This window comes from Streptomyces sp. SID14478 (assembly GCF_010548525.1).
Taxonomy (GTDB): domain Bacteria; phylum Actinomycetota; class Actinomycetes; order Streptomycetales; family Streptomycetaceae; genus Streptomyces.
The window spans coordinates 15,382-41,027 of the sequence record NZ_JAAGMG010001065.1 but is presented as its reverse complement, the minus strand read 5'-3'; the positions used below and the strand labels follow the sequence as shown (position 1 = coordinate 41,027).

Here is a 25,646-nt window from a genome sequence, read left to right as displayed (position 1 = left end):
CGGGCTATTTCTGTGCCGGCTGCGACTTCCAGTCCGGATGTCCCGGCATCGGCGGCGTCTTCGCTCCGTAGAGCCAGCCGTCGAAGAAGCCGGTCAGGTCGCGCCCCGCGATCCTGGACGCGAGCGCAGTGAAGTCCGCGGTGGTGGCGGTGGAGTCACGGTGCGTGCGCACCCAGATGCGCTCAAGGCGTTCGAAGCGGTCCGTGCCGATCTCCTGGCGCAGGGCGTACAGGACCAGGGCGCTGCCGTCGTAGACGACGGGCCGGAAGATGCTGATCTTCTCGCCGGCCGCGGGCCCCTTGGGAGCCGCGGGCGGCCCTCCGGCGGCACGCCAGCCGTCGGAGTCGCGGTAGGCGTTCCGCATCCGCGTCTGCATGGACTGGTGCGCCTTCTCCTGCGCGTACAGGGCCTCGTACCAGGTGGCGTGGCCTTCGTTGAGCCACAGGTCGGACCAGGTGCGCGGGCTGACGCTGTCGCCGAACCACTGGTGCGCCATCTCGTGGACCAGGATCGAGTCGACGTACCACTTGGGGTACTCGGGACGCATGAAGAGCTCTCTCTCGAAGAGAGAGAGCGTTTGCGTCTCGAGTTCGAAGCCGGTGGAGGCCTCGGCAACGAGCACCCCGTAGTTCTCGAAGGGGTAGCGCCCGACCTTGCTCTCCATCCAGGCGAGCTGCCCGGGTGTCTTCTTCAGCCACGGAGCCAGCGCCTTGGCGTCCTTGGCCGGTACGACGTCGCGTACGGGCAGACCGTGCGGGCCCTTCTGGTGGATCACCGCCGAGTGGCCGATGGAGACCTGCGCGAGTTCGGTGGCCATGGGGTGGAGGGTGCGGTAGGCCCAGTTCGTGGCGCCTCCTTGTCGCATTTTCCCGAGGGGAAGGCCGTTGGCGACGGCCGTGTACCCCTTGGGTGCGCTCACGTGGAAGGTGAAGTAGGCCTTGTCCGCGGGGTGGTCGTTGCACGGGAACACCCGGTGCGCGGCGTCCGCCTGGTTGGCCATGGCGAGCCCGTCCTTGGTGCGGACCCAGCCGACCTCCTCCTTGCCGGGGACGGGGTTACTGGTGTGCCGCACGACGACGTGCAGCGGCTGACCGGGCACGACGGGCCGGGCGGGCGTGACGATCAGGTCCTCGTCACTGGTCGCGAAACGCGCGGGGGCACCGTTCACCTCGACGGAACGGACCGTTCCGTGCGAGAAGTCGAGGTTCACCCGGTCGAGCCGGGACGTGGCACGGGCATCGATCTTGGTGACCGCGTCGAGGGGCTTGCGGTTGTCGCCCTTGTACGTGAAGGCGATGTCGTACGACTGCACGTCGTAGCCGGGGTTGCCCAGGTGCGGGAAGAGCCGGTCGCCGATGCCCAGCGGAGTGGCCGGCTGGGGTGCGGCCGCGGCGAGGAGCGCGACGGAGGCGCAGGCGGCGACCAGAGCGGCGGTACGGGACGTTCGTGGCCGAAGGCGGGGAGTGAGCAGCATGAACTACGGCTACCAGCGCACCGCCCCGCGCAGGGGGCGGCACACGCCGCACCCACCCGAACGAGACCTACCCGGGCCTCAGAGTGCTCCGGCCGCCGCGTGCTGGGCGCGCCCCACGTCGTACACCCCCGGCACGTTCCGCATCGCCCGCATGAGCCCCTGGAGGTGGCCGGCGTCCGGGAGTTGGAGCGTGTACGTGTGCCGGACGCGGCCCTGGGCGGGCGGCTCGACGGTCGCCGAGATGATGGCGACGCCCTCCAGCGCTATGGCTTCCGTGAGGTCCGCGAGCAGGTGCGGGCGGCTGAACGACTCGGCCATGAGCGTCACCCGGTACTCGGCCCGCTCCTCGGCGTCGGCCCACCGCACGCCCACCTCGGGGCGTCCCGCGCTCTTCATGCGCGTCGCCCCGGGACATGCGACGCGGTGCACGGTGACGACGCCGCCGCGGACGGCGAAGGCGGTGACCTCGTCGGGCGGGACGGGCGTACAACAGCCGGCGAGGCGGACGGTGGCACCCGGCTGGTCGACGACGGTGTTCGCGGCGACGGGCCGCACGGAGGGGCCGCTGTAGGGGGCGCGGGGCGCCGCCTCGGTGGCGCTCGGGCCCTCCGGATGGGCGGTCAGCCAGCGCCGGATGGCGATGCGTGCGGCGGGCGTACGGGCGTGGTCGAGCCAGTCGCGGGACGGCTCGGAGGTCGCGGCGCCGTCCATCCCGTCCATCAGCAGCTGCACGGTGTCTCCGTCGCTGAGGACTGTGCCGAGCGTCGCCAGGCGGCCGTTGACCCGCGCGCCGATGCAGGCGTGGGCGTCCTCGCCGTACTGGGCGTAGGCGGCGTCCACGCAACTGGCGCCCGCGGGCAGCCCGATGGTGCCGCCGTCCGGCCGGAACACGGTGATCTCGCGGTCCTGGGCGAGGTCCTCGCGCAGCGTCGACCAGAACATGTCGGCGTCGGGCGCGGACTGCTGCCAGTCGAGGAGCCGGGAGAGCCAGCCGGGGCGCGTGGGGTCGGCGCGCTCGCCGACGGTGTCGAGGTGTTCCTCGCCGGACGGCATGTACGGGTTGCCGAGGGCGACGACACCCGCCTCCGCCACCTTGTGCATCTGGTGCGTACGGATGAGGACTTCGGCGACCTCGCCGTCGCCGCGGGCGACGGCAGTATGCAGCGATTGGTACAGGTTGAACTTCGGTACGGCGATGAAGTCCTTGAACTCCGAGACCACCGGCGTGAAGCACGTGTGCAACTCGCCGAGGACGCCGTAGCAGTCGGCGTCCTCGGCGACGAGGACGAGGAGACGGCCGAAGTCGGCGCCGCGCAGTTCGCCGCGCTTGCGCCGCACCCGGTGCACCGATACGAAGTGCCGTGGCCGGATGAGGACTTCGGCGCTCAGACCCGCCTCGCGCAGTACGCCGCGCACCTCTTCGGCGATCGCCGCGAGCGGGTCGTCGGCGCGCTCCGCGTTGGTCACCATGAGCGCGCGCGTCTGCGCGTACTCCTCCGGGTGCAGGATCGCGAAGACGAGGTCCTCCAGCTCGGTCTTCAGCGCCTGGACGCCGAGGCGCTCGGCGAGCGGGATGAGGACGTCGCGGGTGACCTTGGCGATGCGCTCCTGCTTCTCCTGGCGCATGACGCCGAGGGTGCGCATGTTGTGCAGGCGGTCGGCGAGTTTGATCGACATGACGCGCACGTCGTTCCCGGTGGCCACGAGCATCTTGCGGAAGGTCTCGGGTTCGGCCGCGGCGCCGTAGTCGACCTTCTCGAGCTTGGTGACGCCGTCGACGAGATAGGCGACCTCCTCGCCGAACTCCGTGCGCACCTGGTCGAGCGTCACGTCCGTGTCCTCGACCGTGTCGTGGAGCAGGGAGGCGGTCAACGTCGTGGTCTCCGCGCCCAGTTCGGCCAGGATCAGCGTCACCGCGAGCGGGTGGGTGATGTACGGCTCACCGCTCTTGCGCATCTGGCCGCGGTGCGAGGACTCGGCCAGGACGTAGGCGCGGCGCAGCGGGTCGAGGTCGGCGTCCGGGTAGTGGGCGCGGTGTGCCTCGACCACGTGGCCGATGGCGTCGGGGAGACGGCCGCGGGCGGTGGGGCCGAGGAGCGCGGCGCGGCCCAGTCGGCGCAGGTCGATCCGGGGACGGCCGCGCCTGCGGTGTGCTCCGGGCGTGATCGGCCCGGGACTGGCGGGGTTGGTCGCCTCCGCACTCATGAGCACCTCCGGCTTTGTCGACCGGTGGCGGGCTGGCGGGGGCACCCGTCCGGACCGGTGCTTGATGCTACCGAGCCCATCACGTGGTGCAGTCCAGCTCTCGCCCAGCGTGAAACGGATCACCCATTCGAGCGACACCTCACGGGTTTACGGTTTCGATCGCCGCGAACCAGTCCGCGTCGATGGTGCCCTCGGCGACGATCGCGGCCGGGCCGATCATCTCGATCTCGCCGTCGGGCCGCTCGGTGATGGTCAGCCGACCGCCGGGCAGATCGATGTCGTACGTGACCGGAGCGCCGGTCAGGGCCGGGTCGAGGCCGTCTCTGCGGGCCGTGGCGACGGCGACCGCGCAGGCGCCGGTGCCGCAGGAGCGGGTCTCGCCGGAGCCGCGCTCGTGCACGCGCATGGCGACGTGCCGGGGGCCCCGGTCGACGACGAACTCGACGTTCACGCCCTGCGGGTAGGCGCTCGCCGGCGCGAAGGGAGGCGGGTCGTAGAGCGGGCCGGCGTGGGCGAGGTCGTCGACGAAGGCGACGGCGTGCGGATTGCCCATGTTCACGTTCGTCGCGGGCCAGGTGCGGTCGTCGACGGAGACGGTGACCTCGCCCGTGGGGAGCTCCGCCTTGCCCATGCCGACCGTGATCAGGCCTTCCTTGTCGACGTGGACCGTCTTGACGCCACCTCGGGTGGCCACGGCGACGTCGCCCTCGGTGATGTGTCCGGCGTACTGGAGGTAGCGGGCGAAGACCCGCACGCCGTTGCCGCACATCTCGGCGATCGAGCCGTCCCCGTTGCGGTAGTCCATGAACCACTCGGCCTCGGAGGCCATGTCCCGCGCCTCGGGGTGGGCGGCGGAGCGCACGACGTGGAGGACGCCGTCCGCGCCGATCCCGGCGCGGCGGTCGCACACCGAGGCCACTACGGACGCGGAGAGCACCCTCGCGTTCTCCGGGTCAGGGAAGATCACGAAGTCGTTCTGCGTCCCGTGGCCCTTGAGGAACGGGACGGGGCGGCTTGAAGCACCTCGGCCGGGGGTGGCGGTGGGCGCCGGGTGAGCGGTCATTTCTCGATCGTACGAGATGGGTCCGACAACCGGTTCAGCGGAGCCGGGCCACGCGCCAGACGGCCAGCACCGCCACTGCCGCCACCACGACCACGTAGGCACTCACCACGCGCCAGTCCGGCCATCTGCCCGAGCCGCGCGGCGGGAAACCGGGCAGTGTGTAGCCCACCCGGCGGGCCGCCATCATGCCCCAGCCGGCCGCGCACGAACTGATCAGCAGGCCGAGCATGGCGACGACCGCGCCGCCGTCGCCGAACTCGAAGAACAGCGGGAACGCGAACATCAGGGAGCCGATGGTGGCCAGGATCACGATGGGGGCGAGCTGCCAGATGCGGAGCCTGCGCTGCGGGCGCAGCTCGACCTCGACCTCGGCGGCGCCGGTCTGTGCCGTGATCTCGTCGGCGGTCGGACCGTCGGCGACCACGCCGTCGGGGATCGCCTGAGGACCGTCGGGGCTCAACTGTTCCCCGCCCGGTGCGGTGTCACGAGGGCCGGCCTCCATCGCCACGCGCCCTCCCACTTCGGACTCCACTGGTCGATCGATGGTCGATGATGGCACGCTCCAAGAGGCCGCGATGACCGCCCGAGCGTCCCGATGCCATCACGTGATCAGGCTGTAACCGGTCGTTCGACCAACGCCATTGCCCGGTCCGGGAGTTCCCCGCGTTCGGCGAGCGCCCCACTGAGCCAGTGCACCCGCGGGTCCCGCCTGAACCATGAGTCCTGGCGGCGCGCGAAGCGTTTGGTGGCACGGATCGTCTCCGAGCGCGCCTCCTGTTCGGTGCACTCCCCCGCGAGGGCGGCGAGGACCTGCTGGTAGCCGAGCGCGCGCGACGCCGTACGCCCTTCGCGCAGGCCCTCGGCCTCCAGGGATCGCACCTCGTCGACGAGGCCCTCCTCCCACATGCGGTCCACGCGCGTGGCGATGCGTTCGTCGAGTTCGGGGCGGGCGACGTCGACGCCGATCTGGACGGTGTCGTAGACGGAGTCGTGTCCGGGGAGGTTGGCCGTGAACGGCTTTCCGGTGATCTCGATGACTTCGAGGGCCCGCACGATGCGCCGGCCGTTGCTCGGCAGGATCGCGGCGGCGGCCTCCGGGTCGGCGGCGGCGAGGCGGGCGTGCAGGGCGCCGGAACCGCGCTGCACGAGTTCCTCCTCCAGGCGGGCGCGGACCTCGGGGTCGGTGCCGGGGAACTCCATCTTGTCGACGGCCCCTCTTACGTAGAGCCCCGATCCGCCTACGAGGACGGGCCAGCGGCCTTCGGCAAGGAGGCGGTCGATCTCGGCGCGGGCGAGCTTCTGGTACTCGGCGACGCTCGCGGTCACCGTGACGTCCCAGATGTCCAGGAGGTGGTGCGGCACTCCGGCGCGCTCCTCGGGCGTCAGCTTGGCGGTGCCGATGTCCATCCCCCGGTACAGCTGCATGGAGTCGGCGTTGACGACTTCGCCGCCGAGTTCCTTGGCGAGGAAGACACCGAGATCTGACTTTCCCGCCGCGGTGGGACCGACGACGGCGATGACCCGCGGGGCGGGAGCTGCGCTACTCACTGCCCCAGTCTCGCAAACCCGGGGGCCTCTTCTCGAACGAGCTACGTGACGGCACGGATCCGGGGTCGTTGCCTGTTGCGAGGTTCCAGCCGCCGGTTTCGAGGGCCGGTGACCCGGGCGACGCAATGGGACGCACCGGGCAGGGCGGGATTTCGCCCACACGAGTAACGTATGGAGTTGAAATGGGCGTTTTTGCCATGTTTCGCCGCAAGGCCAAGGACAACGACGCGGTGTCTCCGTCCGAGGCTCAGGCCGCCGCTGTGACGGCCGAGCCCGCCTCGGACGCCGACCAGGGCACCGAGTCCGCGTCCGAGGCCGTCGAAGCCGCCGAGGCCGAGCAGAAGGCCGAGGAGACGGAGGCCGGTGAGACTGCCGAGGCCGCCGCTGCGGACACCGCGGAGAACGTGGAGATTCCGAAGCAGCAGTCCGCGGAACAGGCCGCCGACAACGAGGCCGGCGAGAGCGTCCGCAAGTAGTTCCGCGAGGGAAGGTGAATCCATGGGCTTCCTGGACAACTTGAAGGCCAAGCTCAGCCCTGCCAAGGACAAGGTCTCCGACCTCGCGCAACAGCACGGGGACAAGATCGACCAGGGCCTGGACAAGGCGGCCAAGGTGGTCGACGACAAGACCAAGGGCAAGTACAGCGACAAGATCCAGCAGGGCTCGGAGAAGGCGAAGGACGCCCTGGACAAGCTCTCCGGTCCGGACAGCAAGGACGGTGGTACCCCGCCGTCTCCGCCCGCGGCGTCCTGAACGCAGCGCGCGTCGCAGACGGCGGACGGCCGCGAAGCCCGAGGGCTTCGCGGCCGTCGCCGTTCACAGCCGGCTGCTGCTCACGTCCAGGAAGCCACGAAATAGCCGACTCCGTAGGGCGCGTCCTCGTACAGGAGGCGGGCCGTCCCGTCGGCCTTTTCCCACGCCCCCGTCAGGATCTGCCACGGCGCGCGTCCGGAGATCTTCAGCTCGTCGGCGAGAGTGGCGTCCAGCTGGGCCAGGTAGTTGTCGTGATCCAGGGTGCGCAGGGCCTCGGCGATCCGGGCGTCCACGCCTTCGGCGCGCTCGTCGAGGTAGCCGGGCGCCTTCACGGTGCGGCAGGCGGTGCCGTCGCCCACGACCAGGAAGCCCACGCGTTCCTGCCCCGTGCGGCCCTCCGCGAGACGCCAGGCGCCGTCCGCGTGGGCGAACGACGAGCCGTCACCGCTGACCTCGTAGCCCCGCACCTCGCCCGTCCAGCCCGCGCGCGCGATCAGCCACGCCCCTACGGAGAGGGACGGCGGCAGAGTGGCCGCGGCGGGCTCGGCGGCCGGTGCCCCGAGGTGCACGTCGAGGTCGACACCGAAGGGGCGGAAGGTGCCCCTGGAGCCCGGCTGGTGGACTCCCTGACGCGGCCCCGCGCCGATCACCCACAGCACGTCCGGCGCGGCGGCGAGCACCGCACCGAGCGCCTCCTCGGACGCCGCCCGGGCGGCGTCCAGCTCGGGAGCGGCCCCCGCGGCAACCTCGGGGACGAGGAGAGGCGGGCAGGGGCAGACGGCGGCGGCTACGAGCATGATCAGCAGCCTACTGCTCGGGGGAACGCCGACAGGGAGGGACCGCGTACCGGGGATCGGCCGACCCCGTCGTGTGGCGGCCGGGGCGGGCCGCCCGGTGCTCCGGACCGCTCCGGATCGCTCCGGACCGGCTCCGCGAGGCTGTACGGCAGGCAGTACGTGGTCAGGGCGCCCCATGCTCTGCACGTGGTCGCCCTTGCCGTGCTCCGCAGTGATCGACGCGGTGGGCCGTGGTCCGCTCCCCCGTCACAGCCGGTCAGTCGACGGCGCAGCCTCCGGTGACCACCGGCAGCGGCTCCGGGACGCCCACCTGGGGCAGGCCCAGCATGACGCCCTGCTGCTTGTCCTGCGCTTCCTTGTTGCGCTTCTCCCAGGCGTCGCCCGCGCGCGTGGGGCGCACGTTCAGGACGGGGCCCTCGGCGAGGAGGTGGTGCGGGGCGGCGTAGGTGATCTCGACCGTGACCACGTCGCCGGGACGGACCTCGGTGTCCGGCTTGGTGAAGTGGACCAGGCGGTTGTCGGGGGCGCGGCCGGACAGGCGGTGCGTCGCACCGTCCTTGCGGCCCTCTCCTTCGGCGACCATGAGGTCCAGGGTGCGGCCGACCTGCTTCTTGTTCTCCTCCCAGGAGATCTCCTCCTGAAGGGCGACCAGACGCTCGTAGCGTGCCTGCACGACCTCCTTGGGGACCTGGTTCTCCATGGTCGCCGCCGGCGTTCCGGGGCGCTTGGAGTACTGGAAGGTGAAGGCCGCGGAGAAGCGGGCCTCGCGCACGGCGTGCATCGTCTGCTCGAAGTCCTCCTCGGTCTCGCCGGGGAATCCCACGATGATGTCGGTGGTGATGGCCGCGTACGGGATGGCGGCGCGGACCTTGTCGATGATCCCCAGGAAGCGCTCCTGGCGGTACGAGCGGCGCATCGCCTTGAGGACCGTGTCCGAGCCGGACTGCATCGGCATGTGGAGCTGCGGCATCACGTTCGGCGTCTCGGCCATGGCGGCGATCACGTCGTCCGTGAAGTCGCGCGGGTGCGGGGACGTGAAGCGCACGCGCTCCAGGCCCTCGATCTTCCCGCAGGCGCGCAGCAGCTTGCTGAAGGCCTCGCGGTCGCCGATGTCGCTGCCGTAGGCGTTGACGTTCTGGCCGAGCAGCGTGATCTCGGAGACGCCCTCGGCGACCAGTGCCTCGATCTCGGCGAGGATGTCGCCGGTCCTGCGGTCCTTCTCCTTGCCGCGCAGGGCGGGGACGATGCAGAAGGTGCAGGTGTTGTTGCAGCCGACCGAGATGGAGACCCAGGCCGCGTACGCGCTCTCGCGGCGGGTCGGCAGCGTGGACGGGAAGGCCTCGAGCGACTCGGCGATCTCGACCTGCGCCTCCTCCTGGATGCGGGCGCGCTCCAGGAGGACGGGCAGCTTGCCGATGTTGTGCGTGCCGAAGACGACGTCCACCCAGGGCGCCTTCTTCACGATGGTGTCGCGGTCCTTCTGCGCGAGGCAGCCGCCGACGGCGATCTGCATCCCCGGACGCGTGGTCTTACGGGGAGCGAGCCGGCCCAGGTTGCCGTAGAGCTTGTTGTCCGCGTTCTCGCGGACCGCGCAGGTATTGAAGACGACGACGTCGGCGTCGCCGTCGGAGCCCTCGGGCGCCCGGACGTAACCCGCGTCCTCAAGGAGGCCCGACAAGCGCTCGGAGTCGTGGACGTTCATCTGGCACCCGTAGGTCAGCACTTCGTATGTCTTGGGGTTCTGGACGTCCACTGCCTGGCTCCGGTCGCTACGGGTCATGGTCTCCAGGGTATGCGGTCCCGGGAGGACCCTTTCTCCCGCCTGGTTCCGGGGTGCTCCACCACCAATCACCCCTCACTTCGCTCCAGGTCGGAGCGACGACTGAGCTTGCGGACGGAACGGACGGGCAAGGACCGCCCCGGATTCTCGCCTTCTTGTCGCCTACGGTATTTTGAACACGTTCAACTCACCGTAGGGGGGCGTCATGAAGATCGTGATTCCAGGCGGGACCGGACAGGTCGGGAGTGTTCTGCGCCGCGCACTGACCGCTGCCGGACACGAGGTCGTCGTACTGAGCAGAGCTCCCACGCGCGCGGGCGAGGTGGCGTGGGACGGCCGGAGCGCCGGGGCCTGGTACAAGGAGATCGACGGCAGCGACGTCGTCATCAACCTGGCCGGGCGCAGCGTGAGTTGCCGCTACACACCCGAGAACCTCAAGGCCATGCTGGACTCGCGCGTCGACTCCGCCCGCGCCGTGGGCGAGGCCATCCGGGCGGCGGGCCGCCCGCCGGCGCTCTGGCTGCAGATGAGCACGGCAACCCTCTACGCCCACACTTTCGGTGCTGCCCACGACGAGGCGAACGGCGTCCTCGGCGGCACCGAACCCGGTGTCCCCGACTACTGGGCGTACAGCGTGCACATCGCCCGGCAGTGGGAGCGCGCACAGGAGGAGGCGGACACCCCGGACACCCGCAAGGTCGCCCTGCGCGCCGCGATGGTGATGAGCCCCGACCGCGGAGGCGTCTTCGACGTGCTGTCGTGGCTGACACGGCTCGGCCTCGGCGGCCCGGTCGCGGGCGGCCGCCAGTACATGTCCTGGATCCACGGCCAGGACTTCGTGCGCGCGGTCGAGTTCCTGATCGCCCGGGAGGACCTCCGGGGGCCGGTGAACCTCGCCGCGCCGCACCCGCTCCCCCAGCGCGAGTTCATGCGCGTCCTGCGCCGCGCGCGGCGGATCCCGCTCGGCCTGCCCGCCACCCGGTGGATGGCCGGGCTCGGCGCCTTCGCCCTGCGCTCGGACACGGAGCTGCTCCTCAAGAGCCGCCGGGTGGTGCCTGGCCGGCTCCTGGACGCGGGGTTCTCCTTCGCGTACGACGACTGGGAGAGCGCCGCACGCGATCTCGTACGCCGCTGAACACCTGGCCTCGTACACCGCCGGAACCAGGAGCCGCACCGCCACCGAGGTGCGGCTCCGAGGAGAACCGCAAGGCCTGGTCAGCGCGCGGTGCGAACTGGCAGGATCGCGCGCATGCCCCAGCCGTTCGCCCGCATCACCCGCCGCCGTGCGCTCACCGGCGCCACGGCCGGGCTCGTCGCGTTCGGACTGCTGCTGTGGTGGCTGCTTCCGCTGGGCGAGACCACCCAGAAGGGACGGGTCACCATCAGCACCGGCGCCTCCACCGGCGTCTACGAGACCTACGGAAAGCTGCTGAAGAAGGCGCTGGCCCGCGACCTCCCCGACCTCGGCGTGACCCTCACCGGCAGCGAGGGCTCGTGGGACAACGTCGAGCGGGTGGCCACCGGCAAGGCCGACTTCACCATCACCGCGGCGGACGCGGTCGCCAAGTACCAGCGCGAGAAGCTGCCGGGGGCGGCCAGCCTGCGCGGCTGCGCCCGGCTCTACGACGACTACATGCAGCTCGTCGTGCCCCGCTCCTCGTCCGTGAAGTCGGTCGCGGACCTGCGGGGCAAGAAGGTCGCCGTCGGCGGGGAACGGTCCGGCGTGCGGCTGATCGCGGAGCGGGTGCTCAAGGCGGCCGGTCTGGACATCGACAAGGACGTCACACCGGTGGGCATCGGCATAGACACCATGCCGACCGCCCTCAAGTCGCAGAAGATCGATGCGTTCTTCTGGTCCGGCGGTCTGCCCACCAACCACGTCCGCGAACTGTCGAAGGCGTACCCGATCCGTCTGGTCGAACTCGGCAGCCTGGTCGACAAGCTCCACGACCAGGGCGGCGAGTCGCGCTACTACCGGGCCGCCGTGATGCCCGCCGACGCCTACCCGTACGCCCAGCAGGGCAAGGCCGTCAGCACGCTGGCCGTCGCGAACCTGCTGGTGACCACCGACCGCACGGACCCGGGACTGACCGAGGCGATGACACGTACGGTCATCGACAGCCGCGACCACATCGGCACACAGGTGCACGCGGCGCAGCTCGTCGACCTCAGAACGGCCGTGTACACGGACCCGCTCGCGCTGCACGAGGGCGCCCGCCGCTACTACCGCTCCGTCAAGCCCTGAGCGCCTGAGAGGGCGTCCCGCGCCTGCGGCACCGGCGCGGTCCTGGGCACGCGCACCGTCACCTTCAGTCCGTGCGGCTCGTGATGCGCGTACGTGAGAGAGCCGCCCCCCGCGGCCAACAGCGCCCGGGAGATGGACAGGCCGAGGCCCGAGCCCTTGATGTTCTGGTGCTGTCCGCTGCGCCAGAACCGGTCGCCGATCCGCGCGAGCTCCTCCTCGCGCAGGCCGGGGCCGCGGTCGGCGACCTCGATGGAGCAGGTGTCCCCGTTCGCCGCGACCTTGACGGTGACCTGCTCGCCCACCGGCGTGAACTTCAGGGCGTTGTCGACCACCGCGTCCAGGGCGCTGGACAGTGCGATCGGATCGGCCCAGCCGGTCGCGGCGGGGCAGTCGGCGACCAGCCGCACGCCCTTCTCCTCGGCGCTCAGGCGCCAGGCCTCGACGCGCTCGGCGGCCAGCTCACCGATGTCGGTCAGCTGCAGGTCCGCGGCGGCGTGCTCGGCCAGGGCCAGGTCGAGCAGGTCGTCGAGGACCCGGGCCAGGCGCTTGCCCTCGGCCCGTACGGACGCGATCTCCTCGTTCCCCTCCGGTAGTTCGTACGACAGGACTTCGATGCGCAACATCAGGGCGGCGAGCGGATTGCGCAGCTGGTGCGAGGCGTCGGCGACGAAGGCGCGCTGCTGCTCCAGCACGTCCTCGACGTTGTCCGCCATCTCGTTGAACGACCGGGCCAGGCGCCGAAGTTCCGGAGGGCCGCCGGCCGCCGCGACCCGCGACTTCAGGCGCCCGGTGGCGATGTCGTGGGTGGTCGCGTCCAGCACCCGCACGGGACGCAGCACCCAGCCGGTCAGCCGCAGCGCCGCGCCCATCGCGAGCAGCATCGCGGCCACCTCGCCCGCCGCGATGACGAGCCAGCCGCGCAACGTCGCGGCCCGCATCGCGCCGGTGGGCGAGTCCGTGACGACGACCGCGACGACATCGCCGTCGCGGATGACCGGCGAGGCGACCACGAGCCGGCCCCGCTGCCACGGCCACACCTGCGACGGGTCGTGGCTGCCGCGCGAGTACAGTGCCTCGTCGTAGGCGGCGCGCACGGCCCCGCCCGCGGGCACCCGGAAGTCTCCCGGTGCCCGGCCCATCGGCTCGAAGTCCCGGTAGAAGACACCGGCCCTTATGCCGTACACGTCGTGGTAGCGGGCGAGTTCGTTCTGCAGCGTCTGCTGCCGCTCGTCCGTCATGTGCGGTTCGCCCTCGTCCGGACGTGTCGTGACGAACTGCGCGAGCGACGCGAACCGGGCGGTGTCATCGATCCGGTCGACCACGACCTTCTGCTGCTGCGCGGAGGCCACGCTCACCGCGAGCGGGAAGCCCAGCGCGAGCAGCACGCCCGCCATGAGGACGATGAGCAGCGGAAGCAGACGGGCGCGCACCCGGGGACTCTACGGCTTCCGCTACGCGGCCGGGGCGACGAGCCGGTACCCGACGCCGCGCACGGTCTCGATGAGTGCGGGCATCCGCAGCTTGGAGCGCAGGGAGGCGACGTGCACCTCCAGGGTGCGTCCGGTGCCCTCCCAACTCGTGCGCCACACCTCGGAGATGATCTGCTCCCGACGGAAGACGACACCCGGCCGCTGCGCGAGCAGCGCCAGCAGGTCGAACTCCTTGCGGGTGAGCTGGACGGCGGCCCCGTCCACCGTGACCTGTCGCGTGGGCAGTTCGATGTGCACGCCGCCGAGCCGCAGTCCGTTCTCGGCCGCGGGGGCACTCTCGCCGCCCGCGCTGCGCCGACTGACGGCATGAATACGGGCGAGCAACTCCCCTGTGTCGTAAGGCTTCACTACGTAGTCGTCCGCGCCGAGATTGAGCCCATGGATGCGGGAACGTACGTCCGCGCGCGCGGTCACCATGATGACGGGCGTCGCGGTGCGCTTGCGGATCTTGCCGCACACCTCGTAGCCGTCCTGATCGGGCAGTCCCAGATCGAGCAGGACCACCCCGAAGGCGTCGGGCTCGGGGACGAGCGCCTGCAGCGCCTCCTCCCCGTTGCGGGCGTGCTGCACCGCGAAGCCGTGCCGGGACAGCACGGCGGACAGGGCCGCGGCGACGTGGTCGTCGTCCTCGACGAGCAGCAGTCTCATTCCGGCCCCCTCTCATGTCCCGGCCTCTTCAGGTTCACCAAGGCATCCACGCCGATCCACAAGGATGTCGTCAAGGCCCTACTGGTTACGTCCGTGTTCCGTTATGCAGCCGGTACGCGGGGCCGCGCCCCCTTCACGCATAGTGTCCGGTTGCGGCCGGATCGTTATGCTCAATTTCCCCTCAGATGTAATGACGCTGGTCGTACGGCGTTACTACTGTCCTCCCAACCGAGGAGGATGGAGCAAGACCCCGATGACCGAAGTTTCGGTGACCAAGGACGCGACTCCCCCTGCGGGCGACGCGCTGGTCGCGCTGAGCGGAGTCAACAAGCACTTCGGTGCGCTGCACGTGCTCCAGGACATCGACCTGGCCATCGCGCCGGGCGAGGTCGTCGTCGTCATCGGGCCGTCGGGTTCCGGCAAGTCGACGCTCTGCCGCACGATCAACCGCCTGGAGACCATCGACGACGGCAGCATCACGATCGATGGCAAGCCGCTGCCCCAGGAAGGCAAGGAACTCGCCCGACTGCGCGCGGACGTGGGCATGGTCTTCCAGTCCTTCAACCTCTTCGCGCACAAGACGGTGCTCGAGAACGTGACGCTGGGCCAGGTCAAGGTCCGCAAGACGGACAAGAAGCAGGCCGAGCAGAAGGCTCGCGCCCTCCTCGACCGCGTCGGCGTCGGCGCGCAGGCGGACAAGTACCCCGCCCAGCTCTCCGGCGGCCAGCAGCAACGCGTCGCCATCGCACGGGCATTGGCGATGGACCCGAAGGTGATGCTCTTCGACGAGCCGACCTCGGCGCTCGACCCGGAGATGATCAACGAGGTCCTCGAGGTGATGCAGCAGCTCGCCCGGGACGGGATGACGATGGTGGTGGTCACGCACGAGATGGGCTTCGCCCGCTCCGCGGCCAACCGCGTCGTCTTCATGGCGGACGGCCGGATCGTCGAAGAGGCCACCCCCGACCAGTTCTTCAGCAACCCGCGCAGCGATCGGGCCAAGGACTTCCTGTCGAAGATCCTGCACCACTGACGCGCGCGTGCGCGTACGCCGCCAAGATGCGTCCCGCGCGCGCGTGTTGAGTTTTTCCTCCTGCCGAATCTGCCGACACGAAGGAAGTTCCCCATGAAGCTCCGCAAGGTCACCGCGGCGACGTCCGCCGCCCTCGCCCTCGCTGTCACCGCCACCGCGTGCGGCGGCAGTGACGACGACAAGGGTTCGTCGGGCGGTGGCGACAAGATCAGCATCGGTATCAAGTTCGACCAGCCCGGCATCGGCCAGAAGACCCCGGACGGCAAGTACGAGGGCTTCGACGTCGACGTCGCCACGTATGTCGCCAAGGAGCTCGGCCACGACGCCGGCGACATCCAGTGGAAGGAAGCCAAGAGCGCCGACCGCGAGACGATGCTGCAGCGCGGTGACGTGGACTTCATCGCCGCCTCCTACTCGATCAACGACGAGCGCGCGGCCAAGGTCGACTTCGCCGGCCCCTACCTCCTGGCCCATCAGGACGTCCTGATCCGTGCGGACGACAACTCGATCAAGGCCCCCAAGGACCTGAACAGCAAGAAGCTGTGTTCGGTGACGGGTTCGACGTCCGCGCAGAACATCAAGGACAAGCTCGCCCCCAAGGCGCAGCTCCAGAACTACGGCGGCTACTCGGAGTGCCTGACGGGCGTGGAGAACAACGCGCTCGACGCCCTCACCACCGATGACTCGATCCTCGCCGGTTACGCCGCGCAGTCCCAGTTCAAGGGCAAGTTCAAGCTGGGCGGCTTCAAGATGACCAACGAGAACTACGGCATCGGCGTCAAGAAGGGCAGCGACCTCAAGGCCAAGATCAACAAGGCCCTGGAGAAGATGGTCTCGGACGGTTCCTGGGAGAAGGCCGTGAAGGCCAACTTCGGCCCGGCGAACTACAAGAACGAGCCCGCGCCGAAGATCGGCAACATCGTCAAGTGACGTGGTGACGCAGGGCGCGGCGGTCCGTACCACTGGGCGGACCGCCGCGCCCTGAGCACATCCGGCAGCCCTCCACACACGCGGAAGCGCGGGAGATCGTGTTCGACTTTCTTGAAGGTTACGACCTGCTGGGAGCGTTCTGGGTGACGGTGAAACTCACCGCTCTCTCAGCCGTCGGCTCCCTCATATGGGGAACTCTGCTGGCCGGCATGCGCGTCGGCCCGGTGCCTTTGATGCGCGGCTTCGGCACCGCGTACGTCAACATCGTGCGGAACATTCCGCTGACGATCATCATCGTGTTCACGTCGCTCGGCCTGAACCAGACGCTGGGCGTCACGTTCGGGTCCGACAACTTCGACACGGTCAACTTCCGTCTGGCGGTGCTCGGCCTGATCGCCTACACGTCGGCATTCGTCTGCGAAGCCTTGCGGTCGGGCATCAACACGGTTCCCGTCGGCCAGGCGGAGGCGGCGCGCGCGCTCGGCCTCAGCTTCAACCAGGTGCTCGGCATCGTGATCCTGCCCCAGGCCTTCCGCTCGGTCGTGGGCCCGCTGGCCAACGTGCTGATCGCGCTGACCAAGAACACCACGGTGGCCGCCGCCATCGGTGTCGCCGAGGCCGCGCTGCTGATGAAGGAAATGATCGAGAACGAGGCCCAGCTCATCCTGATCGCCGCCGTCTTCGCCTTCGGCTTCATCGTCCTGACGATGCCGACCGGCCTGTTCTTCGGCTGGCTGAGCAAGAAGGTGGCGGTGAAGCGATGACGTCGGTCCTCTACGACGCCCCGGGCCCCCGGGCCAAGCGGCGCAACATCCTCTACTCGATCGTCTTCCTGATCGCCTTCGCCGCCGTGATCTGGTGGGTCGTCGTCCAGCTGAACGACAAGCACCAGCTCGACTGGGAGAAGTGGAAGCCCTTCTTCACGGACCACCGCCCGTGGGAGACCTACATATGGCCGGGCCTTGAGAACACCTTGAAGGCGGCCGGACTGGCGATGGTCATCGCACTGCCGCTCGGCGCCCTCTTCGGCATCTCGCGCCTCTCCGACCACCTGGCGGTGCGCATGCCGTCGGGCGCGGTCGTCGAGTTCTTCCGCGCGATCCCGGTCCTCATCCTGATGGTCTTCGCGAACGCCGCGTTCGCCGAGTACACGGACATCCCCACGGACGACCGCCCGCTCTACGCGGTCGTCACGGGCCTCGTGCTCTACAACGCGTCCGTACTCGCCGAGGTCGTCCGCGCGGGCATCCTGGCCCTCCCCAAGGGGCAGTCCGAGGCCGCGTACGCCATCGGTCTGCGCAAGGGCCAGACCATGCGCTCGATCCTGCTCCCGCAGTCGGTGACGGCGATGCTCCCGGCCATCGTCAGCCAGTTGGTCGTCATCGTGAAGGACACCGCGCTGGGCGGCGCCATGCTCACGTTCGGCGAACTCCTCGCGTCCGTCCGCCCGATGAGCGCCGCGTACGGAGCGAACACGATCGCGTGCTTCACGATCGTCGCGGTCATCTTCGTGGCCATCAACTTCTCGCTCACGACCTTCGCCTCCTGGCTGGAGGGGCGGCTGCGCCGCGGGAAGAAGTCGACCGGCGCGGTGCTGCCGGCGGCGTCCGTCGGCGGTGCGGAGTCCACCGGAGCCGGTGGCGCCGGGTAAGGCACCAGCATTTGACGGGTCGTCCTACTGTCGGTCGAGCGTCCCGGCACCACGGAGGCAGTGGCGTGATCGCCACTGCCTCCGTCACTTGACGCAAGCACCGGCAATGGGTTGCATACGCTCTGTGAACGCGCACCCCGCTCCAACTGCCCGTCCTTGTACGACCAGTACACCGCCCACGCCCCCGCACGGGGCGCTCCTCGGCGGGGTCCACGGGGCAGGAGGAGCCGCGCCGTGGATCCGGTGATCGTCGTCGGCGCGGGCCCCGTCGGGCTCACGCTGTCCCTCGCCCTCGCCCGCCACGGCGTGCCGTCCGTGGTGCTCGACGAGGGTCCCGGCAAGGACGAGCAACGCCCCGCCCGCACCGTGGTGCTGCGCGAGGACACCGCGGCCCTCGCCGAACGTCTGACCGGTACGTCGTTCGACGCGCCCGGTGCCCGCTGGACCGGCTGGCGCTCGCTGCGCCGCAAGCAGGAGATGCGAACGCTCACCTTCGGTGAGCAAGGTGACACAGGAGAGTCACTGTCGGCTCCCCTGCACATCGCCCAGCACGAACTGACCGGGGCGCTGCGCGAGGCCGCCGCACGGGAACGGCTCATCAAGCTCGCGGTCGACAGCCGGCTCGACGCGATCGAGGAGGACAGGTCCGGCCTCACCGCACACACCCGCGGCCCCAAGGGCACGTGGTGGCGCGGCAGTTATCTCGCGGGCTGCGACGGCCCGCGCTCCACCGTCCGCAAGCTCCTCGACATCCGCTTCCCCGGCCGCACCTCCGTCGAACGACACGCGGTCGCCGCACTGCGCACGGAACTTCCGTGGCCCGGCGAAGCGTTGCTCCATCGGAGTCCTCCGTGGCGGACCTCGGGCGCGGAGATCGTCGGCCGTTCCCTCGCCGACGGCGTCTGGCGCCTGGACTGGCTGCTGCCGCCTCGCAGCGACCTGATCACTCCGGACGTGCTGGTGGCGCGCATCCGGGAGACGCTCGCGGGCTGGTGCGGGGGCTCCACCCCGCCGTACGAGCTCCTCGACACGGGCGTCCACACGGTTCACCACCGCCTCGCCCGCCGCTGGCGCGTGGGCCGCGCCTTCCTCGCCGGGGACGCCGCCCACCTACTGGGCGCGCTCGGCACCCAGGGCCTGGACGAGGGGCTGCGCGACGCGGACAACCTCGCGTGGAAGCTCGCCCTCGTCTGGCACGACGGACCGCGCCCGGCCCAGGACGCGCTGCTCGACAGCTATCAGGCCGAGCGCCGCGCCGTCGTCGCGGGCCGACTGCGCGCCGCCGACCAGGCGCTGCCGATACTGCGCGGCGGCAGGGGACTTCGGTCGTACGTTCCCGGGGCCGCGCGCGGTCACGACACCCTGCTCACGGACGGCCACCTCGGGCTGGGCCCGCTGGGCGCCCCCGGTACGTACGCCGATTCGCCCCTCGCGCCCGCGCCCGCCGAGTCGCAGACGGAGACGGACACGGCGCCGGGCGCTCCGGTCGCCGACGTGCGGGTGACGGCTCCCGACGGCTCCTTCGTACAGCTGCGGGACCGGCTCGGCCTCGGACAGCTGCTCGTCGTCCTCGTGGCGCCCGGCACCGGTGTGTGGGAGCGCAAGCACTGGATGTCGGCGGGGCTGATGCCGCGCCTCGCGGCCGCCGTCACGGCGCTCCCGCACGAGGCCGAACTCCTCGTCACGGAGAGTTACCCCGGGGCCGCCGCCCACACGGTGCTGCTGATCCGTCCCGACGGCCATCTGGTGACCGCACTGAGCGGAGTGCGCCCCGCTGAGCTGTACGAGGCGGCGCAGACGGCGCTGGGCGGGTCCGCACCCGCGCTCGAGGGGGCCTCCACCGACGTGAGTTGACCGGGGTCCACCACCGTGGTGTACTCCGGACCGTGACGATCGACACCGATGTACGCCTGTGGCGGAGGGTCCATATGGACCTCGTCCGCTACGCGGGCTGCGTCTGTCGCCCGTCCTGCTGAATTCGCTCTCCTCCCTTCCGCGCGCCTGTTCCGTGGTGCCGTCCCGTCGGTCGGCACCCGCTGCGCGCGTCCTCCGCGAAATCTCAGGACGGTACCCATGTCACTGCCGACGTCTTCCTCTGCGCCCACGACGGCTTCCCCTGCGCCCACGGCCGCCGCGAGCCCGCGGCCCGCTGCCGTGGCCGCGCCCAACCAGGCCGAACTGCTCGACTTCGTCCGCCGCACCGCCGCGGACACCGACCTCATCGCCTCCCTGCCGCTGGATCCACAAGGCCGTACCTGGGTGCGGCTCGAAGGTCCCGGCGGCAGCGAGGCCTGGCTCATCGGCTGGCCGCCGGGCACCGGCACCGGCTGGCACGACCACGCCGAGTCCGTCGGCGCATTCCTCACCGCTTCGGGCGAGCTGAAGGAGAACTCCCTCGCTGCCCGGCTGCCCGCCGACGGCTGGAAGACCCTGGAGCTGTCCGAAAAGATCGACAGGGAGCGGCAGTTGACGGCAGGCCAAGGCCGCGCCTTCGGCCGCCATCATGTGCACGAGGTCCTGAACGAGTCCCTCACCGAGCACGCCGTCTCGGTGCACGCCTACTACCCGCCGCTGCCGCAGATCCGCCGCTACAGCCGTAGTGGTCAGGTCCTGCGGCTCGAGTCGGTGGAGCGCCCGGAGGACTGGCAGTGAGCACTCCCCCTTCACCGGTCGGCATCGATGAACTGCTGGAACAGGTGCGCTCAGGGCTCGACCGGGTGGAGGCCCGGCAGGCCTTCGAGGCGGCGGCGTCGGGCGAGGCGCTCCTGGTCGACATCCGGTACGCGGCACTGCGCGAGCGCGACGGGCTGATCCCCGGCGCGCTGGTGGTCGAGCGCAACGAACTGGAGTGGCGCCTCGACCCCCAGGGCAGCCATCGGGCCCCCGAGGCGACGAGCCACGACCTGCGCGTCGTGGTCCTGTGCAACGAGGGCTACGCCTCCAGCCTCGCGGCCGCGTCCCTACGGCAGTTGGGGCTGCACCGGGCGACGGACCTGGTGGGCGGGTTCCAGGCGTGGCGGGCGGAGGGACTGCCGATCGACGAGGCGTAAGGGGCGCCCGCCATAGCGAACCGCCCCTTACCTGGTGGCAATTACCTCTTGGTGGCCACTGCTGGTGGACCCACCTCGCCGGTCACTTCTTGGTGGCGCCACAGCGCGCCGATCACGTCATGACGGCCCCAGCGCGCTGATCACGTCATGGGGGCCGCACCTTGCCGGTCACTTCTCAGTGGGCCACTTCATAGTGGGTCAGTTCCGAGTGGCCGCGCCTTGCTGGTCACTCCTTGGCGGTGGCGACGGTGACGGGCCGGACCCGCAGGGCCGCCCGTCCGGGCAGCTGGGTCGCGGTGAGGGCGAGCAGAGCGGCAGCCGCGACCACGGTCGCGTACACGAGAGGCAGCACGGCCGGTGCCGCGGCGCCGGTCATGCCCAGGCTGAACGCGGTGAGCACGGCCAGCGCGATCCCGCTGCCCAGCACCACTCCCATGAGGACCACGGTCAGTGCCTCGACCCGGAGCATCCGCAGGACCTGACGCCGGGTGGCGCCGGCGAGCCGGAGCAGCGCGAACTCGCGGATCCGCTCGGAGACCGACATCGCAAGGGTGTTCACGACGGCGATGGCGGTGAACGCGAGGACGAGCGCCATGGCGAGGAGATTGACCTCGGCGTTGGCCTGCTGCCTGGCCTCCTGCAATCCGTCGGCCGCGTCCGGGGAAAGAATCCGCACGTTCGGGAACTCACGGAGCGTAGTTGCGAGTTGTCCCTGTGCACGGCTGGTGGAGACGAGCACGGAGGAGGCGAGCGGATTGTCGATGTGGCGCGAGAGCAGAGCGTGGGCGACGGTCAGATCGCCGAAGCCGAGACCCCTGGCGTAGACGGCGGCGACGGTGAGAGTGGTGCGCGTGCCGTCACCGAGGGTCAACTTCAGCCGACTGCCGGGCCTCAAGTGCTGCTGATCGGCGGCGAGTTCACTGACGGCGACCGAGTGCGCCCCGAAGCCGTCGAGGGACCCCGCGGTGACGTGCGGGTCCCAGGTGCGGGTGAGCCCCGCCGCGGTGACGCCCTGCGTCGCGTACTTGTCGAGGCCGACCCGGACGGTGGAGCGGACGATCTCGGTGGCCGTGGTCCCCGGCTCCGCACGCAGGGCGCGCACGGCGGCTCCGGGAACACCCGGCCCCCGGGCCGCGAGCACCCAGTCGGCGCGGACGCCGTCGCGCACCTGGGCGCGGGCGGCGTTGCCGAGGGTCGGCTGGCAGAACAGGACGGTGCAGGCCATACCGACGAGCAGGGTGAGCGGGGTGACGACGGCGGCCATGCGGCCCGCGTTGCCCCGGAGGTTGGCGGCGGCGAGCCGGGACCCGGGTCCGGCCCACCGCAGCGGCAGCCCCAGGACGGCCATGACCGCCTTGACGAGGAGGGGGCCGAGAAGGGACACGGCGACGGCGAGGACGACAACGGTCAGGAACGTCACGGGAGTTGACGCCGCCTCGGTGCGCAGCCCGCCGAGTACGACGACGAGTACGGTGCCACCGGCGAGGGCCAGGAGGCCGGCGACGATCCGGGCGACGGCCGGCCTCTTCGGCTCGGCGCTCGCTTCGGAGAGCGCCTCCGCGGGCCGGATGCGGGCAACGCGGCGAGCCGCCACCCGGGCGGCCGCCCAGGCGCCGAGCAGGGTGGCACCGAGCGCGGCGGCCACCGGGAAGAGGCTGACGGTGCGCTCCAATGTGGCCGGTACGGCGCCCAGGTAGACGAATCGGCGGTACAGCCATCCGCCGAGGGGCAGTCCCAGGAGAGCCCCCACGGCTCCGGCGGCAGCACCGACGAGCAGGGCCTCACGCCCGAGCAGCGCACGGATCTGCCGGGGCGTGGCAGCGATGGCGCGCAGCAGGGCGAGTTCGCGGTACCGCTGCTGCACGGAAAGGGCGAAGGTGCCGACGACCACGAGGACGGCGACGAGCAGGGACGTGCCCCCCATGGCCCCGCCCATGCTGATGAGCTTCACGCGGGCGGCCGAGGCGTCGAGGAACTCGACCGGGCCGCGGGCGTCCCCGGTGGTGACGCGCGCGGCCGTTCCTTCGAGCGCCCGCGCAACGGCCGCCTTCAACTCCCCGACGTCCTGGCCCTGTTCGGGGACGATGCCGACGGCCGTGACCTTGCCGGGGTGTGCGGCCAGCCGTTCGGCCTCGCCGGTGGAGAAGAACAGCGACGTCTGGTGGGTGACCGTGGCGCCCGCGCCGGGAGCGGCGATGCCCGTGACCCGGTAGGTCCGGGGGTCCTGTGTCGATTGCACGGCAAGTCGGTCGCCCGGTGCGAGATGGGCGCGGCGCGCGAGGTCACGATCGATCACGACCTCGCCCGCGGTGCGGGGAGCGGCGCCCGAGGCCAGCGCGTACGGCGTGAGGGCGGCGGAGTCCCAGGCGTGCCCGTACGCGGGCCGACCGGCGTCGGCCGCCCCCGGGGCCAACGGCTGCGCGGGGAAGGTCAGTTCGGGCACCACCCGCCGCACCCCGGACACCTTCCGGACCGTCCGGGCGACGTCCGCCGACAACCAGGCCCGCTCGGCGAGCGGCTTGGCCTTGTGCTTGACCTTCGTCTTGCCCTTCTTGTGCTTGACGACCGTCTGATGGACGTCCTGGTCGGCGGAGACGAGGACAGGGGCCGCCGCGTACCGCTCGGTGCGGACGGTGCCGCGCAGACCCGTCTCGAGCAGGGTGCCGCAGGCCGCGACGAGGGCGGCCGCACACACCAGAGCGAGAAAGGCGCCGACGAATCCACCCTTGCGGTCCCGAACGGACGCGAGGGCGTAGCGCAGCATCATGACGTTCCGCAGTTCTTCATCATGCGCTTACGATCGCCCGCACCCCCTGCCCCTGACACTGCGGCGGTCAGGCGTCTTCAGGCGGGGGTAAACCCCACCAGGGCGCGTGCCCGAGGATCTCGGGCGGGCCGAGGTACTCGGAGGAGCGCGCACTCCGTCCACCGTGCGGCCTTGGCGCTCCCGTCTTGCGGTGAGCGACGCCTGCACGTCGCGTCACCACCGCCTGTTCCTACTCCTCGAACCCCAAGTCCTCGGTCTCCTCCCCCTCTTCCTCCAACGCCTGGCGCACCAGGCGCAGGGCCATGCCCTCGGAGTAGCCCTTGCGGGCGAGCATCCCCGCGAGCCGGCGCAGCCGCTTGTCACGGTCGAGGCCGCGCGTGGAACGGAGCTTGCGGGCGACGAGTTCGCGCGCGGTCTCCTCCTCCCGCTCGGCGTCGAGCTGCCCGACCGCCTCGTCGATCACCGTGGAATCCACGCCCTTGGTGCGCAGTTCCCGGGCGAGCGCCCGACGGGCCAGGCCCCGCCCGTGGTGCCGGGACTCCACCCAGGCATCCGCGAAGGCACTGTCGTTGATCAGTCCGACCTCCTCGAACCGGGACAGCACCTCCTGCGCCACCTCGTCCGGGATCTCCCGCTTGCGCAGGGCATCGGCCAGTTGCTTGCGGGTGCGCGGGGTCCCGGTGAGCAGGCGCAGACAGATGTTCCGCGCCCGCTCCGCCGGGTCCCCTGACGGTTCCCCTCGCTCGGCCCTCGACGAGTCAGGGGGGCCGTCGTCCTGTGCGGCGCCGGACGGGTCCCCGAACCCGCCCTTGCGCCGGCGCCCGCGCTGCCCGGTCCCGCTTCGCGCGCGTCCCCCACGTCGCGGCCGGCCCACCGTGCTGTCCCCCGCTGTGCCGTCGTGCCCGGTCTCCCCGTGCACGGCGGCATCGTCGTACGCCTCGTCGCCCCCGCGCCCCCGGCCCTCAGGGACTGCGGGGCCGGCGTCGTACTCGGCCCAGTCGGTTCGTCGTGTCACGGACTAGCTCTTGGCCGCCGTGGCCTTGGACTTGGCCGCCTTGGGTGCGGGTACCGTCTTGGCCGCGTCCTCGACGGGGGCAACGGCAGCCGCCGCGTCCACGGTCGGCTCGGCGGCCGGCTCCTCCGCCGGACGGACACCGACGCCCAGCTTCTCCTTGATCTTCTTCTCGATCTCGTTGGCCAGGTCGGGGTTGTCCTTCAGGAAGTTACGCGCGTTCTCCTTGCCCTGGCCGAGCTGGTCGCCCTCGTACGTGTACCAGGCGCCGGCCTTGCGGACGAAGCCGTGCTCCACGCCCATGTCGATCAGGCCGCCCTCGCGGGAGATGCCCTGCCCGTAGAGGATGTCGAACTCGGCCTGCTTGAAGGGCGGCGCGACCTTGTTCTTGACGACCTTGACGCGGGTGCGGTTGCCCACCGCGTCCGTGCCGTCCTTCAGGGTCTCGATGCGGCGGATGTCCATGCGCACGGAGGCGTAGAACTTCAGCGCGCGGCCACCGGTCGTGGTCTCCGGCGAGCCGAACATCACGCCGATCTTCTCGCGGAGCTGGTTGATGAAGATCGCGGTGGTCTTGGACTGGTTGAGCGCGCTGGTGATCTTCCGCAGGGCCTGGCTCATCAGGCGGGCCTGCAGACCCACGTGCGAGTCACCCATCTCGCCCTCGATCTCCGCACGCGGCACGAGCGCGGCGACGGAGTCGATGACGATCAGGTCGAGGGCGCCGGAGCGGACCAGCATGTCGACGATCTCGAGAGCCTGCTCGCCGTTGTCCGGCTGCGACAGGATCAGGTTGTCGATGTCGACGCCGAGCTTCTTGGCGTACTCGGGGTCGAGGGCGTGCTCGGCGTCGATGAACGCCACCGAACCGCCGGCCCGCTGTGCGTTGGCCACTGCGTGCAGGGTCAGGGTCGTCTTACCGGAGGACTCCGGGCCGTAGACCTCCACCACGCGGCCGCGCGGGATGCCGCCGACGCCGAGCGCGACGTCGAGCGCGGTCGACCCGGTGGAGATCACCTCGATGGGTTCGTTCGGCCGCTCTCCCATGCGCATGACCGCGCCCTTGCCGAATTGCCGTTCAATCTGTGCGAGCGCGGCGTCGAGCGCCTTCTCGCGGTCGGTTCCTGCCATGGGTTCCACCCGATTTGCTTGAGTCGATCGCTTCACGTCAAAGACGCTAACGCCTGCCACTGACAATCG

Annotated in this window: 23 protein-coding genes; 11 read left to right on the top strand and 12 right to left on the bottom strand. The window is 70.7% G+C overall.

Translation table 11 applies throughout. The annotated features are described in order from the left end of the window. Positions 1-4: 4 nt before the first annotated feature. The 5 genes from G3I40_RS34200 to miaA all read right to left on the bottom strand — a co-directional run bounded on the left by G3I40_RS34200 (position 5) and on the right by miaA (position 6,290). Complete coding sequence (locus G3I40_RS34200) at positions 5-1,474, bottom strand: M1 family metallopeptidase (protein ID WP_164558720.1); 1,470 nt, start codon at positions 1,472-1,474, stop codon at positions 5-7. 78 nt (positions 1,475-1,552) lie between these two features. After that, a complete protein-coding gene (locus tag G3I40_RS34195) occupies positions 1,553-3,679 on the bottom strand; it encodes an HD domain-containing protein (RefSeq protein WP_164558719.1) in 2,127 nt (708 codons plus the stop codon). A gap of 139 nt (positions 3,680-3,818) precedes the next feature. After that, positions 3,819-4,742, bottom strand: a complete 924-nt coding sequence (dapF, locus tag G3I40_RS34190; RefSeq protein ID WP_164558718.1) for a diaminopimelate epimerase — start codon at positions 4,740-4,742, stop codon at positions 3,819-3,821. Positions 4,743-4,776: 34 nt separating this feature from the next. Next, positions 4,777-5,244 carry a hypothetical protein gene (locus G3I40_RS34185; RefSeq protein WP_164558808.1) on the bottom strand — a complete coding sequence of 156 codons (468 nt, stop codon included), beginning with the start codon at positions 5,242-5,244 and terminating at the stop codon, positions 4,777-4,779. A gap of 107 nt (positions 5,245-5,351) precedes the next feature. Further along, entirely contained in the window at positions 5,352-6,290 is a 939-nt protein-coding gene (miaA, locus tag G3I40_RS34180; protein WP_164558717.1) for a tRNA (adenosine(37)-N6)-dimethylallyltransferase MiaA, read from the bottom strand. 182 nt (positions 6,291-6,472) lie between these two features. Between miaA and G3I40_RS34175 the strand changes: the two genes are divergently transcribed. Both G3I40_RS34175 and G3I40_RS34170 read left to right on the top strand, forming a co-directional pair. Beyond that, a complete protein-coding gene (locus G3I40_RS34175; RefSeq protein WP_164558716.1) occupies positions 6,473-6,766 on the top strand; it encodes a hypothetical protein in 294 nt (97 codons plus the stop codon). Positions 6,767-6,788: 22 nt separating this feature from the next. After that, positions 6,789-7,043 carry an antitoxin gene (locus G3I40_RS34170; protein ID WP_164558715.1) on the top strand — a complete coding sequence of 85 codons (255 nt, stop codon included), beginning with the start codon at positions 6,789-6,791 and terminating at the stop codon, positions 7,041-7,043. 80 nt (positions 7,044-7,123) lie between these two features. Here the strand turns inward: G3I40_RS34170 and G3I40_RS34165 are convergent, their stop codons facing one another. After that, on the bottom strand, positions 7,124-7,840 hold the full coding sequence (locus G3I40_RS34165; RefSeq protein WP_164558714.1) for a class III extradiol dioxygenase subunit B-like domain-containing protein: 717 nt from the start codon (positions 7,838-7,840) through the stop codon (positions 7,124-7,126). A 256-nt stretch (positions 7,841-8,096) separates the two neighbouring features. After that, the gene (miaB, locus tag G3I40_RS34160; RefSeq protein WP_164558713.1) at positions 8,097-9,620 is read right to left on the bottom strand and encodes a tRNA (N6-isopentenyl adenosine(37)-C2)-methylthiotransferase MiaB; all 1,524 of its coding nucleotides are present in this window, start codon (positions 9,618-9,620) and stop codon (positions 8,097-8,099) included. Positions 9,621-9,825: 205 nt separating this feature from the next. Here miaB and G3I40_RS34155 point away from each other — a divergent pair, with 205 nt between their 5' ends. Together G3I40_RS34155 and G3I40_RS34150 are read left to right on the top strand one after the other, a co-directional pair. After that, the gene (locus tag G3I40_RS34155; protein WP_164558712.1) at positions 9,826-10,755 is read left to right on the top strand and encodes a TIGR01777 family oxidoreductase; all 930 of its coding nucleotides are present in this window, start codon (positions 9,826-9,828) and stop codon (positions 10,753-10,755) included. 114 nt (positions 10,756-10,869) lie between these two features. Then, the gene (locus G3I40_RS34150) at positions 10,870-11,865 is read left to right on the top strand and encodes a TAXI family TRAP transporter solute-binding subunit (RefSeq protein WP_164558711.1); all 996 of its coding nucleotides are present in this window, start codon (positions 10,870-10,872) and stop codon (positions 11,863-11,865) included. On the opposite strand, the gene G3I40_RS34145 is transcribed toward G3I40_RS34150, so the two are convergent. Beyond that, on the bottom strand, positions 11,844-13,295 hold the full coding sequence (locus tag G3I40_RS34145) for a HAMP domain-containing sensor histidine kinase (protein WP_164558710.1): 1,452 nt from the start codon (positions 13,293-13,295) through the stop codon (positions 11,844-11,846). The genes G3I40_RS34150 and G3I40_RS34145 overlap by 22 nt on opposite strands. Before the next feature lie 21 nt (positions 13,296-13,316). Continuing rightward, entirely contained in the window at positions 13,317-14,003 is a 687-nt protein-coding gene (locus G3I40_RS34140) for a response regulator transcription factor (RefSeq protein ID WP_164558709.1), read from the bottom strand. Between the two features lie 253 nt (positions 14,004-14,256). On the opposite strand from G3I40_RS34140, the gene G3I40_RS34135 reads away from it, so the two are divergent. The 7 genes from G3I40_RS34135 (at position 14,257) to G3I40_RS34105 (ending at position 20,667) form a co-directional block, all read left to right on the top strand. Next, a complete protein-coding gene (locus G3I40_RS34135) occupies positions 14,257-15,036 on the top strand; it encodes an amino acid ABC transporter ATP-binding protein (RefSeq protein WP_164558708.1) in 780 nt (259 codons plus the stop codon). A 93-nt stretch (positions 15,037-15,129) separates the two neighbouring features. Next, positions 15,130-15,966 (top strand): glutamate ABC transporter substrate-binding protein, encoded by an 837-nt coding sequence (locus G3I40_RS34130; RefSeq protein ID WP_164558707.1) that lies wholly within the window; start codon positions 15,130-15,132, stop codon positions 15,964-15,966. A gap of 98 nt (positions 15,967-16,064) precedes the next feature. Then, positions 16,065-16,730, top strand: coding sequence for an amino acid ABC transporter permease (locus G3I40_RS34125; protein ID WP_164558706.1), 666 nt, complete (start codon positions 16,065-16,067; stop codon positions 16,728-16,730). Beyond that, on the top strand, positions 16,727-17,617 hold the full coding sequence (locus tag G3I40_RS34120) for an amino acid ABC transporter permease (protein WP_164558705.1): 891 nt from the start codon (positions 16,727-16,729) through the stop codon (positions 17,615-17,617). The genes G3I40_RS34125 and G3I40_RS34120 overlap by 4 nt, the downstream gene beginning before the upstream one ends. 234 nt (positions 17,618-17,851) lie before the next feature. Continuing rightward, positions 17,852-19,471, top strand: coding sequence for an FAD-dependent monooxygenase (locus G3I40_RS34115; RefSeq protein ID WP_164558704.1), 1,620 nt, complete (start codon positions 17,852-17,854; stop codon positions 19,469-19,471). Positions 19,472-19,690: 219 nt separating this feature from the next. After that, positions 19,691-20,269, top strand: coding sequence for a cysteine dioxygenase (locus tag G3I40_RS34110; protein WP_164558703.1), 579 nt, complete (start codon positions 19,691-19,693; stop codon positions 20,267-20,269). Continuing rightward, positions 20,266-20,667 (top strand): rhodanese-like domain-containing protein, encoded by a 402-nt coding sequence (locus G3I40_RS34105; RefSeq protein WP_343245107.1) that lies wholly within the window; start codon positions 20,266-20,268, stop codon positions 20,665-20,667. Before G3I40_RS34110 ends, G3I40_RS34105 begins: the two co-directional genes overlap by 4 nt. Before the next feature lie 226 nt (positions 20,668-20,893). Here G3I40_RS34105 and G3I40_RS34100 read toward each other — a convergent pair whose 3' ends face one another. The 3 genes from G3I40_RS34100 to recA form a co-directional block, all read right to left on the bottom strand. Further along, positions 20,894-23,434 carry an ABC transporter permease gene (locus tag G3I40_RS34100; protein WP_164558702.1) on the bottom strand — a complete coding sequence of 847 codons (2,541 nt, stop codon included), beginning with the start codon at positions 23,432-23,434 and terminating at the stop codon, positions 20,894-20,896. A 229-nt stretch (positions 23,435-23,663) separates the two neighbouring features. Next, positions 23,664-24,449, bottom strand: a complete 786-nt coding sequence (recX, locus tag G3I40_RS34095) for a recombination regulator RecX (protein WP_164558701.1) — start codon at positions 24,447-24,449, stop codon at positions 23,664-23,666. Positions 24,450-24,452: 3 nt separating this feature from the next. Next, positions 24,453-25,577, bottom strand: coding sequence for a recombinase RecA (recA, locus tag G3I40_RS34090; RefSeq protein WP_164558700.1), 1,125 nt, complete (start codon positions 25,575-25,577; stop codon positions 24,453-24,455). Positions 25,578-25,646 lie beyond the last annotated feature (69 nt).